The organism is Prosthecobacter sp. SYSU 5D2 (assembly GCF_039655865.1).
In the GTDB taxonomy this organism is placed as follows: domain Bacteria; phylum Verrucomicrobiota; class Verrucomicrobiia; order Verrucomicrobiales; family Verrucomicrobiaceae; genus Prosthecobacter.
In genome coordinates this window covers 539,301-552,475 of sequence record NZ_JBBYXL010000001.1, presented here as the reverse complement: position 1 = coordinate 552,475, position 13,175 = coordinate 539,301, and the positions used below count along the sequence as shown (strand labels likewise).

Below are 13,175 nucleotides of genomic sequence, written 5' to 3'. Positions count from 1 at the left end.
ACTTCCTCATGTCCGCAATCAAGTCACAGACAGAAAATTCAACGCCGCCGCCTCAAGCCCCAGGTGCAGAAGCCGAGCGCCAGCAGCATCACTCGGCTTGGCTCAGGGACCACGGAGACGATGAGACTGCCACTGCTGAGCGCTGAGATTTCCCAGACCCAAGCCGGGTCGAAAGGGCTGAGGTCAGGGAGGTAGAGGTTGCTGCCGCCATTGCCGCCGTTGCGGGTGTCACCCACGGTGAAGCCATCATTGGCCAGATTGATCCAGGAGAGGAGTTCAAAGCTGTCCTCAAACTCAGGAACGTAGCCGCTGCCATCCACGAGAATGTTCGTGCGGTCATTGACGGAGAGCGTGCCGGTGACGTCTATCTGATCAAAGGTATTCTGATCAAACAAACTGAGCTGGATGACATTGGAGGCGGCAGTGTTGGAAAAAGTCAGGTTGCCGAAGGTCAGCTTGCCCGCAGAAGCGCCGCCTTCATCCCCAGGGACGATGGCTCCGAAAGTGAGAGTGGTACTGCCGAAAACCGACCCCGTACCAGAAAGCCTGGAAGAGGTAGTCGTCAGCGAGACGGCGCTGCCCGCAGCGATGGATCCGGCACCAGCCAGCCCCACCTGCAAGTTGCCTCCGGAAATGAGGGTGTCGCCTGTGTATGTATTCACACCCGTTAGAACCCACCGGCCCGCTGCTGATTTTGTGACGGAGACCTTTGTCGCATTCGGACTGTCATTGATGACCTGAGCCAGGATGTTATTGCCCGCATTCGTTCCGGTCATTGTCCAATTCTTGGCCCCGTTGCCAGTGACCATGCTGGCTGTGCTGAGAAACCCTACCGTGCCAGTGCCGTTGTTGGTGAGGGCCATGGTGCCAGTGGTGGCACCCCAAGTGAGCGGCCGTGTGGTGGTGGTATCCGTGCTGCCGATGTAGCGAAAGGCAGCACCAGATGAACCATTGTTGAGCGCAATCGTCGTGCCCGCTCCCAGGGCGCTGGGAGAGCCTGCATTGGCAACGCTGGTGAACTCCACGGTGCCATTGGAGGCAGTGAAGTTGCCCGTGTAATCGTTACTATCATTGGAGAAACGCAGGACGCCGGAACCAGAGGCGCTGGCTGCTCGTGAGACGTTGCCGGCACCGGTGATCTTGGAGTCAATCTGCAGGAAGTTGGCACCACCGATGACAATGATATTGAAAGATGCCGTCCGCCCGGCATCCACCGTGATGGTCCGGCTGGCGTTCAGGGTCATCGTCTGCGTGGCCACAAGAATACTGTTGCCCGTCGTGAAAGTGATGTTGTTGTTCACAGCCCCGAGAGCACCATCACCAGAGATCCTTAACTGGCCTCCCGTCATCGTGATGCCCCCGGTGAAGCTGTTGTCCAAATTGCTGAGGAGCCACGTTCCGGAGCCAGATTTGGTCAGCGACAGCGGATGGTTGGCATAATCCGTCAGTTGCTGGCCAAAGATGCTGTGGCCGGTCGTGGCGGTGGCCGGGCTGGTTGCTTGTGTGCCGGACAGGGTCAGCTTGCGGGGCCCCGCCGTGGTGGCTCCGCCAAAGGCCCCCGTATTGTTAAACTCGATGGCACCGCTGCCGTTGTTCGTGATGGTGATGTCGGCTGAACCGTTGCCTGCTTTGAACAGACGGTCCGTCACCCCGCCGGTGCCGGTATAGGTCAGGGCCACGACGCTGGAGGCATCTCCCAATGTCACCTCCCCTGTGCCCTGGCCGAAGCTGCTGGCCACACCGCCGTTGGCCAGGCTGGAAAAACTGATATTGGTGGTGCTTACCAGGACGCTTCCAGTGAAAGTATTTGCCGAACCAAGAGTGATGATACGGGACCCGCTACCTGCTCTGAAGATCACGTTGCCTGAGCCGGAAATGACGGCATTTCCAAGATCCAGCCCCGAGGTTTCCTGCGTGCGTAGTGTGAGGGTAAAACCATTGGTATCAATGGTGGTTCCAGATACCGTGGTGGTGCTGGCCAGGTTCAGGGTCGCATTCGTTCCCAGCAGGATGGACTGGAGCGAGAGCGTGTTGGTGCCGGTGGCCATGAAACCTCCGCTGCCAAGGGTCAGCGGGCCGCTGCCAGAGAGGGTATAACCACCCGTCATGTCAACACCGTTCACTGAATAGGCGCTGCCCAGAGCAGGCTGAGAGCCCACAAGGGGGCCGGAAAAGGTTGCGATATCCGCAGTCAGGTTGTTGGCGGGAGGGTTAGCGCCAACCCAGTTGCTGCCAAGGGTGAAATCAGTGCTGGTACTGCCGGACCAGAGGATGGGCTCCGCCCAGGCGGGGAGTAGCAGCAGCGCATGAAAGACGACGGATATTCGTAATAGTGAATGGGGGCCGGGGGGAGCCATGCCATTTTGTTTTGCAGTTTGCGTGCCATTACGTTAGGCGGATACTGGTTCATTTGTGCCCTCTGCCCGGCAGGGAGTGATGAGTCATGCGCTACCTGTCCGGCAGATGGCATGGATCCTTCAGTTCAGGCCCGCACGCTGCAGTCCCGGAAATCCGGGTTTCATTTTAGGGCAGGAAAGCTGGGGTTTCATTCTCTCTGGCATAGCCATGGCAAACGCACTTTCCAATAGCAGTGAAACCTGGAATCCATGCTCACCATTGGGCCGCCTGATGGCCGGGCATTCCACCACGAAGCCGGTGATTGTGATCCATTTGTCTGTTCCCGATGGTTCTGGACTCAATGCCGGTATGGCATCGCGTTGCACACGAATCTGCAGCTCGGAGCCGATGTCAAAGCGCTGACGTGACCAGAATACCAGCCCGCAGGCGGAGACGGCGCATAATTCGACGACAGCCTGCCCGGCCCCGCTGCGTTTGCCAGCGGAGTTGCCCTGTTGGTGCTGGCTGTTTTTTGCCATGGGGACAGGAACGTTGCGGAGGGGACACCTGTCCGCAGCACAGGCTGCGAACAATGAAACAAGCTGCAACCACGACCAAAGTCAAACAGCGAGTCATCGAATGCGTGCGATCTTGCGGCTTATAAAATCGCGGCCATCGCGGCGGCGATGGCCCCGTAGATCAGCATCGCCACCACGGTCTTCTTGAGGATCTCGCCCTCCACCTTGCCCAGGCCGAGCACGGAGCAGACAGCGACGATGTTATGGATGGCGACCATGTTCCCCATCGCGCCGCCGACAGATTGCAGGGCCAGGATGGTCGTGCGCTCCAGGCCCATCTGTGTGGCGATGGAGTCCTGGATCGGTCCGAAGGTGAGATTGGAAATGGTGCAGGAACCGGCAAAGAATGAGCCGAGCGCGCCGAGAAACGCAGCCAGATATTGCCACCCGCCGCCGGTGGCTGCGGCCAGTGAATGGCCGATGAGCATCACGGCAGATTTTTCCCCGCCCACCATCAGCAGTTGCACCAGGACCAACGCACCCAGCAGTGCCCGCACCGGATTGCGCATCTGTGCGGCGGACTCCCTCCATACCTTCTGTGCGGTGCCTGAAGGGGCAGCGAGCAGCCACCAGGTCACGACCGAGATCAGGATGAACGGGATCAAAGAGGGCACGTAAAGAAGCTGGTGCGTCCAGCCCAGATCCGTGCCGAAGATACCGCGCAGATTCAGAACCAAAGATGGGCTGATGGAAAAGTTGCCCAGGCTGCCGAGCGGAAGGGTCCAAGACGGATCTGCTGCAGTGAGCAGACCCCGCAGGCCGATCTGTGGAATCCGCGTCGCCAGCAGCACCAGCACCGTGGCCCATAGTGGGAAGAGGGCCTTCACCACCGCAGGTGCAGACGGAGCCGCGCCGGTCTCTTCCGCTTCTGCCGCACCTTCGCGGTCGAGTCCCACTTTGTTGCGTGCCAGCCAGACGGTGACAATGAGCCCGACCAAACCCCCGGCGACAGAAGGGAACTCATCATTCACCCGCGCAAGGGCGCACATCGGCAGCACGCTTGCGGCCAGGGACAGGATGATGAAAACAAAGTTGCGCCGGATTTCCTTCCAGCTCACCAGAAGGCGGAAGGCCAGCAGCGGGATGACGCACGCCGCTGCGCTGTGGATGAGAGCCGTCTTCCAGGCCACCGCGCGCAATTCCTCTGCGCTCAAGCCGAGCTGCCCAAATCCGAACCACGTCGGAGTGCCCACCGCGCCGAAGGAAACCGGAATGCTGTTGAGGATGAGGCAGGCCATCGCCACCCGCAGCGGAGGAAAACCCAGACCCACCAGCAACGGCCCCGCGAGCGCAGCAGGCGTGCCGAAGCCGCTCGCTCCTTCGATGAGAAATTGAAACGACCAGCCGATGATGACGACCTGCGCGACGCGGTTGCGGGAGAGATGATTGAGCCAGCTGCGGATCGTCCCCATCGCACCGCTGTGTTCCATGGTGCGGAAAAGGAAGATGGCACCCCAGACGATCAGAATCGGAGTCAGCGCCACCAGCATTCCCGCCAGCACGGAGGCATTCACAAGACTGGCCCCGGTGCCGAACCAAGCAAGCCGGACACCATACGCCACCAGCGCCGCAAGCGGCAGTGCCTTGGGTGAAGGCATCGGCGTCTTCTTCGTCATCAAAAAGATGAGCAGGAGAATCGGCCCGGCGGCAAAGAGGAGATCGGCGGACATCTGCGGTCAGGACTTGGGCTGTTTTCAATCCGCAGACTTCGGATCAAAGGCATCGCGCAGTCCGTCGCCCAGAAAGTTGAGCGCCAGCAGGCTTAGCGACATGAGCAGGGCAGGGAAGGCCAGCAGCCACCATTTGCTTTCCAGGGGGTTGATGACCTGGGCACCGTCTTTGAGCAGGGAGCCCCAGCTAGCTGCCGGGTCTTCAATGCCCAGGCCCAGGAAGCTGAGAAAGGATTCATCCAGAATCACGGCGGGGATGGTGAGCGTCAGATACGTCAGGATGATCGTGCTCAGATTGGGCAGCAGGTGTTTGCGCAGGATGGTCCAGCCGCCCTGGCCCATGGCGCGGGAGGCGGTGACAAAGGTCATCTCCCGCAGCACCAGCACCTGGCCGCGGATGATGCGCGCCATCGTCAGCCATTCCACCAGGCCCAGGGAGATGATCATGACCAGGATTTTTGAATAGGGGATGAGGTAGCGCGCGGCATCCTCCACCCGCTGCCACTGTGCTTCCTGGGCCCATAAGCGAATGCCATCCAGCCAGTCTTTGAAAACACTGTCAAAGGCCGCGATGAAGATCATGATGAAAAGGATGCGCGGCACCGCATACAGCATGTCCACCGCCCGCATCATGAAGGCATCCACCCGCCCACCAAAGAAGCCGCTGACCATGCCATAGATGGAGCCGATGAACAGGGAGATGACGGCCCCGATGATACCCACCCCGAGGGAAACCTGGGCACCGGTGAGCAGGCGGTAAAAGAGATCCTGACCGTTTACATCCGTGCCGCAGAGATGCAGGGCACCGTTTTCCGGCCCTTGGCTCAAAGGTGGCAGGAAGGTGCCGCTGCTGGTCAGCTTCAGGCTCTCCGGCATCAGGAACGGCAGGGTGAAGGACACCACCACCACGAATGCCAGATAGATGAGCGAGATCATGGCCGGACGGTTCCGGCGCACGATCGCCCAGCCGCCAGGGCGGCTGATGGAGGCGGCTTTAGGTGCGTCAGGCATGGAGCTGGATGCGTTTGTCCAGGACGCTGTAAAGCAGGTCCACGATGAGGTTGAAGACGATCAGCAGCGTGCAGTAAATGACCACCGCCCCGCATAGGAGGAAGGCATCCCGGTTTTGAATGGCATTCACAAAAATGCTGCCCGCTCCGGAGATGTTAAAGACGCTTTCGACGATCATGGAACCCGTCAGCAAATGGGCCGCCAGCGGCCCGAGATAAGTCACCACCGGCAGGATGGCGACCTTCATTGCATGGCGAACGAGCGCCTGGGAGCTGGTCAGCCCCTTGGCGCGTGCGGTGCGCAGGAAATCGCTCTTCAGGACATCCAGCAGGCTATTGCGCATCAGCCGCGCCACATAGGCCACATAAGGCGCGGCCAGACAGATGGCGGGTAAAATCAAATGACTGACCGTCCCCCACCCGCCCACCGGCAGCCAGCCTAACCAGAGGGCAAAGACGGCGATCAAAAACGGCCCGGTGATGAAGGAAGGAATGGAAATGGCCAAAATGGCCCCGAACATCGCCGCCCAGTCCATCGCCGTATCCCGCTTCATCGCCGCCATTGAGCCAATGAAGACACCCAATGTGCTGGCAATGAGAAAGGCCACGCCACCGAGTTTGAGGGAGGTGGGCATCTTCTGGCCCAGGATCTCCGCCACGCTCCAGTCGCGGTATTTAAAGGAGACCCGCAGGTCCAGCCGGGCCAGGTCGGAAAGGTAGGCCGTGTATTGCTGCCACAGGCTGCCGTTGAGCTTGTACTTTTCCAGCAGCGCTTCCTGCACCTGGGCGGAGGAGACCTTTTCCTTGTCAAACGGTCCGCCCGGCAGCGAGCGCGTGAGCAGAAAAGTAAGCGACACCGCAAAGAACAGCACGGCAATGCTGCTCAAAAGTCGGCGAAGGAGAAAGGCGGCCATTGGTCGGATGATGCAGGTGCTTTCCAAAGGAGGCAAGCGCCGGACAGAGCAGACATGAACTTGGCGCTTTTAAATTCGTTCTTCCCTGGCCCATTAGGTGCCATGAGTGAACTGCCCAGTAAAGCCGACCTCCGCCGCCAGGTGCGGGAGCGCCTGCGCGCCGTGCCAGATGCCGAGCTGGCCGTGTGGTCACAAGAACTGGTCTGTGCGCTGCAAGCCCGTGAGGATCTTTGGGCCACGCCGGGAACGGTGGCAATCTTTGGCGGATTACGGAACGAGCCGGATCTCATCACCGGCCTGCTGCCGTGGTTAACTGCACGAGGATGGCGGGTTGTTTTATTCGCTGTGGATGGGGTGGAGCTGAGGCCCTTTGAGGTCACTGGCATGCACGATCTCAAACGCGGGATGCTTGGCATCTGGGAACCCGTGGCCGATCCGCTCCGCGCGGTCCCCCTGGTGGAGCTTACACTGATCCTGGTTCCAGGGCTCGCGTTCAGCCAGCATGATGGCTCACGGCTGGGACGCGGAGGCGGTTTTTATGACCGCTTTTTGGCCCGCCCGGAGGTCACTGCCACTCGGGTGGGAATCTGTTTTGAATCCCAGCTTTTTGCCCATCTCCCTTGTGAAGCACATGATGCACAAGTGAGTGAATTGATGACTGAAAAGAGGGCAATAATCGCTCAAACGAGCACAAACGGATGTCAAAAAACGGTCAAAGAATAAAAAATCTACTTTACGACTGCGACGCATTCTCATATAGCACGCGTCCCATGCCATCAATCTCCCACCTTCAACCCCTGCCTTCCGGCTCACGAAAAGCGTGCTGGATCGCAGCTTCCTCCCTGGTTTTAGTATGCTCAGGTCTTCATGCCCAGGAACAACATTCTGTATCCGTTGAGACTGAGCCTCAGTCTGAGGTGGGGGTTCAAACCCTGGATGTCATCACTGTGGTGGGAGAGGCAGAGGACATTCCGCGTATCGCCGGTTCCGCAGCCCGCGTGACCCAGGAGGCCATCCGCACGCAGGACTATACCAATCCAGGCCGGGTGCTTCAGCAGATCCCCGGCGTGTACATCCGGGAAGAGGACGGATTTGGAAACTTCCCGAACATCTCCATCCGTGGGGCGGATCCGGGCCGCAGTTCGAAGGTGACGATCATGGAAGATGGCATTCCCATGGCACCGGCACCGTATTCGGCACCCGCCGCTTATTATTCCCCCCGCATCGGCCGCATGAGCGGGGTGGAGGTGCTGAAAGGCTCCAGCCAGGTGCGTTATGGTCCGCACACCACCGGCGGCGTGGTGAACTATCTGTCCACGCCTTTTGTGGAACTGGACGGAGAAGGAACCAGCGCGGAAGAATTTTACCTGAAATCCAGCTTCGGCTCCTTCAATACCTGGAAGAACCACTCCTACTGGGGGCAGAGCCTGCAATTGGATTCCGGCCTTCTCGGCTACGTTCTCGAATTCAACCATGAGCACAGTGACGGCTTTCGTAGCATCCAGGGGGATGGCGGGAATACGGGTTATACCGTCTGGGAGCCGATGCTGAAGGTCTTCTTTGAGCCGGATACGGTTCTGCGTCAGCGTTTTGAATTTCGCATTGGCTATACGGACTTCCGTGGGCTTGAAACCTATGTCGGTCAAAGCGACCGGGACTTCGCCAAAGATCCGTATCGCCGCTATGCCGCCACGCGGTATGATGTGATGAACTCCGAGCAGTTCCGCACCTCCCTGTCTCATGTCATCGAGCTGAGCGACTCCGTCCGCATCGAGAGCGCCGCCTACTTCAACAGTTTCAGCCGTGCCTGGTATAAGCTGCATGATGTCAACTCAGGCGGTGGCAATGTGGATCCGGCGACGGCCATTGGTGCCGGTAGCGGAGCCGATTATGACCTCATCACCGGCCGTGGCGCAGGTAGCTGGCGTGTGCGCAATAACAACCGCGAATACGAAACCCTGGGCATCCAGACGCGGGTGGACTGGGATTTTGTCACCGGCCCGCTTCAGCATTCCCTCAGCCTGGGAGCACGTCTTCACTATGATGAAGAAGTGCGCTTCCAGAATGATGACCGTTATACGCTGAATGCGGCTGGCCAGCTCACTGGGGTTGTGCGCGGTGCCCCAGGTACCCAGGATCATCGCCGGGACTCCACCACCGCCCTGGCGCTGTTCCTGGAAGATGAGATTAAATTTGGCAAGCTGACCCTGAAGCCAGGTGTGCGTTATGAGCACCTGTGGCAGGAGTTTGAAAACTACAATGCGGATACGTCTGGCGACGGCACGCTGAGCACCTGGGCTCCCGGCATTGGAGCCATCTTCCAGGTCACTGAAGATGTTTCGTTATTCGGCAGCTATTATCGTGGCATTTCCACTCCCGGTGCTTCTGCTAACATCCGTGAACGGCAGAAGAACGAATACTCGGACAGCTTTGAACTGGGCGTGCGCTACTACACCCCAAAACTGCAGACGGAGCTTATCGGCTTCTATTCCAAGCACAACGACCTCATTGTCCCGGACATCGTGGGTGCGGCGGGTGGAACCGATACGTCCAATGCGGGCGATATCGAAGTCTATGGTCTTGAGGCAGCCATCCGTTATGATCCCATGGCGGAATCCGCCACCGACTGGCGTCTGCCTATGCGCGCAGCTTTAACGCTGACCCATGCTGAGCTGACCTCGGATACCCCATCTGCGGATGTGGAAAGCATCTTCAGCGGCGGCAAAGCAGGCAACCGGGTTCCGTATATCCCGGAGTATAACATCACCTTCGGTGCCGGTGTGGAGTATAAAAGACTGGGTGTTTACCTAGATGCCACCTATACGCCTGAGACCTTTGGCACTGCCAGCAATACCACGAGCGGCCGTGCTCCGGATGGCAGTCCTGATGCCCGGTTTGGTACGGCTGACGCGGCCTTCCTGGTGGACCTGAATGTGAAATACCGTGTCACGGACAAAGTCCGCCTTTTCGCCGGTGTCTCCAATCTTCTGGGTGAAGAATACGTGGCCAGCCGCCTGCCGTATGGTCCCCGAGCCGGCGCACCGCGCATGTGGTATGGCGGAGTGGAACTGAAGTTCTAAACTGTCCTTTGTGATCAGTGATGACACCCGGATCAGGCCATTCTGATCCGGGTGTTTCGTTTTCATTTTGCGCCACCCTTTGCCAAGAGGCGTATTTGGTTTATGCTGGTTTCCCCTTCCATGACTGCTGCCCCTGCTGCTTCCCTTCCTGTGATGCCCGATAAACATGGCCACTTTGGCCGCTACGGGGGCATGTTTGTGCCGGAGACGCTGATGTCCGCCCTCAATGAGCTTTCCGAAGAGTATGAGCGCGCCAAGGCGGATCCTCTCTTCCAGACCGAGCTTAACCGCCTCCTGCACGAATACGTCGGCCGGCCTACGCCGCTTTATTTTGCGGAGCGCTGGACAGAAAAGCTGGGCGGTGCCCGCATTTACCTGAAGCGTGAGGACCTGCTTCATACAGGTGCCCATAAAATCAATAATGCCCTCGGCCAGGCCCTGCTTGCCCTGCGTTTGGGTAAACAGCGCATCATCGCTGAAACCGGTGCCGGTCAGCACGGTGTGGCCACGGCTACGGTGTGCGCCCGCTTCGGTCTGGACTGCACCATTTATATGGGTCAGGTGGACATGGAGCGCCAGGCGCTGAACGTCGCCCGCATGCGCTTCCTAGGCGCGAAGGTCGTCGCCGTTACGGCCGGTCAGGCCACTCTCAAAGAGGCCGTCAATGAGGCCATGCGCGACTGGGTCACCAACGTGCAGACCACGCATTACATCCTCGGCAGCGCCCTGGGCTCGCATCCGTTTCCGATGATGGTGCGGGATTTTCACCGTGTCATCGGGGTGGAAGCCCGCCAGCAGATCCTGGAGCGAGAGCAGCGCCTGCCGGATCTCCTCGTCGCCTGCGTCGGTGGTGGCAGCAATTCCATTGGCCTTTTCCATCCTTTCCTCAATGATGCCAATGTCCGCATGATCGGTGTCGAAGCTGGCGGTGATGGCATCGTGCCGGAGCGCCACGCCGCCCGTTTCCAAGGCGGTCGCCTCGGCGTGCTGCAAGGCACCAAAACCTGGTTGCTCGCCAATGACGATGGCCAGATCGAGCTCACCCACAGCGTCAGTGCCGGGCTGGACTATGCTGCCATCGGGCCTGAGCACGCCTGGCTGCATGACGAAGGCCGGGTGGAATATAACTACGCCACGGATGCCGAAGCCCTGGAAGCCTTCCAAGAACTCAGCCGCGTGGAAGGGATCATCCCCGCTCTCGAGAGCAGCCATGCCATTGCCGAAGTCCAAAAGGTCGCCCCAAAGATGAGCAAGGACCAAGTCATCATCGTCAATCTATCCGGTCGCGGTGACAAAGACGTGGCCCAAGCCGCCCGGATGATCTTCAAGGAAGAGCTGAAGTTTTAAAGTCCATTCCACTGGTAGCCCGAGGTCGGGCCTGTGATGGTGCTTGATGTTATAACATCTGTTATTGCTGAAGGGGCGGATGCTGCCGTGCGGACGCTGGCACTTGCGGCGGGGGAGATGTCGGAGAGCGAATTTGCGGCCTGGATGGAATCCCAGTCGCATGCGGTTTGAACATGGGGCGAAGGGGGAGTATTTTGAGTCGCGTGAATTTAAAAACTCCACGTGCAGACGAGATTTGAACCGTTTGGCCGGGAGCAGACACTAAGTCCGCATGTCTTATAGGATGCCTGGCTCTAGTTGATTGGGTTTGGAGGAGGTGAGATGAATAGGGGTCGGAAAATAAAAATCAACTTAAGAAGGTCCATCATTTTGATCCAGTCAGCGTCTTTATGTTTGACAATAAAGTGTTCAAAAGATTAATCCTCGGTCTATTACGTACACATGTCTGGCAAATTGAAATCCTTCTCAAAACTCTGCATTCTCGATTGTCTGACTGGCGCCCGCAGCGTAGTCGAGAAGACACCCTTCACAGTTGGCTCCAATGCGGCGGCGGATTTTCGCCTTGAGGGCGGCGTATGCCCGCCGGTGGTCTGCACCATCATGGGAAACCGGCTGGCCTATGATGTCCGCATGGTTTCCCCCGGTACCGTGGATGGCAATGTGACCGATGCCTTTCAGATGGCTCCTGGCCAGGAACGCAGCGTGGTGATCCAGGGGCGCTTGCTTGCCTTTAAGCATACGACAGAAAGCGATGGCTGGCAGCACAGCGGCCAGCCCATGTCCTGGCGCGTCTATGACCCTGCCCACCAGGGTTGGTCTGCACCGATGGATTCCCCGGCCCTGGCGGCAAAGATCTCCCAGCATACCGAAGCGGAACTTGAAGGCATGGTGGTGCTGCCAACGCTGATGGAGAGCATGGGCTTCTTTATCCGGGATCTGCAAGGGCCCCTGGCCCTCATGCCGCGCCCGCCCGGGGCTGAGGAAGGCCTGGCCGGGGAGATGGAGGCGGTGGATGAAGGCATCAACGCCGAATACGGCGAATTTACCTGTCCCATCTGCTGGTTCAAATTTGACCGGGGGGATGCGATGAACATTGCCGTCCACGCGAGCCTGCGCGGTGATCCGGTGCTGGGTGAGGAGAAGATGCAACGTTTCCATGCCACCCGTTTCAATGACCGTGGCCAGGCATTGGATGCCATGGGCATGCCATCCCCAGATCTGGCCTGCCCGCATTGCCGGCGCAAAATGCCACCTGGCTTCATGGACAGCGTCCATCACATTTTCTCGATTGTCGGTGCTCCGTCCTCAGGAAAGTCCTATTATCTGAGCGTCCTGGTGAAGCTTTTGCAAAGCACGCTGTTTCAGAAGTTCCGCATCACTTTCCGGGATGCGGACCCGTCGGAAAACGTCATCCTGACCCAGATGAAAACGCAGTTGTTTTCCGCAGGTTCACCTGAAGAAGCGTTTCTGGCCAAAACGGAGCTTGAGGGCTCGCTTTACGAGAGCCTGCCGCGTCAGGGGAGAAAGGTCCGGCTGCCGAAGCCCTTCGTCTTCCGCCTGTCCCAGCCGAATGCACCGGAGTCCGGCTTCTCCATCGTTTTTTATGACAATGCCGGTGAGCACTTTGAGCCCACCGCCAACAGTGCCGATTCCCCGGGTGCTCAGCACATCGCTGTTGCCTCGGGCATCTTCTTTTTGTTCGATCCGCTGCACAATTCCGAGTTCCGGCATAAGCTGTCCGACATCTCCGACCCGCAGATCCAGAGCCACCGCCTGGACCAGCAGGATGTCATTTTGGCGGAAACGGAAGTGCGGATGAAAAGCATCCTGGGCATGGATCCGCGCCAGCGTGTCGCAACGCCGCTGGCCGTCATGGTTGGCAAGTGCGATACATGGATGCATCTTCTGGGACCGGAGCCCCTGGAACCGGTGATCCAGGGCAATGTTGTATCCCTGGCCGCCATCAATGCCAACTCCGCCAGGGTGCGTGCCCTGCTGCTGGAAATTTGCCCGGCCATCGTGGCGAATGCCGAAGCCATTTCTTCCAATGTCTGCTACTTTGCCATCAGTCCGCTGGGCAGTTCACCGGTGGAATTTGAGGACCGTGAAGGCCATGTGCGCATTGGCCCGGATCCGAAACTGATCAAACCCCGTCATGTGGAGGAGCCGACCCTCTGGGTGCTGGCCCAAACCTCCCCGGACGTCATCCCTTCAGAACCTGACCTTTAATCTACCCGCG

General features: G+C 58.9%; 9 protein-coding genes. 4 read left to right on the top strand and 5 right to left on the bottom strand.

The window, feature by feature from the left end; genetic code table 11:
* Nucleotides 1-38: 38 nt before the first annotated feature.
* From WJU23_RS02290 to WJU23_RS02270, 5 genes are all read right to left on the bottom strand, one after another.
* Entirely contained in the window at nucleotides 39-2,357 is a 2,319-nt protein-coding gene (locus tag WJU23_RS02290) for an autotransporter-associated beta strand repeat-containing protein (RefSeq protein ID WP_346330908.1), read from the bottom strand.
* A 120-nt stretch (nucleotides 2,358-2,477) separates the two neighbouring features.
* Entirely contained in the window at nucleotides 2,478-2,876 is a 399-nt protein-coding gene (locus tag WJU23_RS02285) for a hypothetical protein (protein WP_346330907.1), read from the bottom strand.
* A 119-nt stretch (nucleotides 2,877-2,995) separates the two neighbouring features.
* Complete coding sequence (locus WJU23_RS02280; protein WP_346330906.1) at nucleotides 2,996-4,585, bottom strand: L-lactate permease; 1,590 nt, start codon at nucleotides 4,583-4,585, stop codon at nucleotides 2,996-2,998.
* Nucleotides 4,586-4,609: 24 nt separating this feature from the next.
* On the bottom strand, nucleotides 4,610-5,596 hold the full coding sequence (locus tag WJU23_RS02275; RefSeq protein WP_346330905.1) for an ABC transporter permease: 987 nt from the start codon (nucleotides 5,594-5,596) through the stop codon (nucleotides 4,610-4,612).
* Complete coding sequence (locus WJU23_RS02270; protein ID WP_346330904.1) at nucleotides 5,589-6,509, bottom strand: ABC transporter permease; 921 nt, start codon at nucleotides 6,507-6,509, stop codon at nucleotides 5,589-5,591. Before WJU23_RS02270 ends, WJU23_RS02275 begins: the two co-directional genes overlap by 8 nt.
* 102 nt (nucleotides 6,510-6,611) lie before the next feature.
* Between WJU23_RS02270 and WJU23_RS02265 the strand changes: the two genes are divergently transcribed.
* The 4 genes from WJU23_RS02265 to WJU23_RS02250 all read left to right on the top strand — a co-directional run bounded on the left by WJU23_RS02265 (nucleotide 6,612) and on the right by WJU23_RS02250 (nucleotide 13,165).
* Nucleotides 6,612-7,232: a 5-formyltetrahydrofolate cyclo-ligase gene (locus tag WJU23_RS02265; protein ID WP_346330903.1), complete on the top strand. Its 621-nt coding sequence runs from the start codon at nucleotides 6,612-6,614 to the stop codon at nucleotides 7,230-7,232.
* 194 nt (nucleotides 7,233-7,426) lie between these two features.
* Complete coding sequence (locus WJU23_RS02260; RefSeq protein WP_346330902.1) at nucleotides 7,427-9,589, top strand: TonB-dependent receptor; 2,163 nt, start codon at nucleotides 7,427-7,429, stop codon at nucleotides 9,587-9,589.
* A gap of 120 nt (nucleotides 9,590-9,709) precedes the next feature.
* Nucleotides 9,710-10,936 (top strand): tryptophan synthase subunit beta, encoded by a 1,227-nt coding sequence (trpB, locus tag WJU23_RS02255; RefSeq protein ID WP_346330901.1) that lies wholly within the window; start codon nucleotides 9,710-9,712, stop codon nucleotides 10,934-10,936.
* A gap of 441 nt (nucleotides 10,937-11,377) precedes the next feature.
* A complete protein-coding gene (locus WJU23_RS02250; protein ID WP_346330900.1) occupies nucleotides 11,378-13,165 on the top strand; it encodes a hypothetical protein in 1,788 nt (595 codons plus the stop codon).
* The last annotated feature ends 10 nt before the right edge of the window (nucleotides 13,166-13,175 follow it).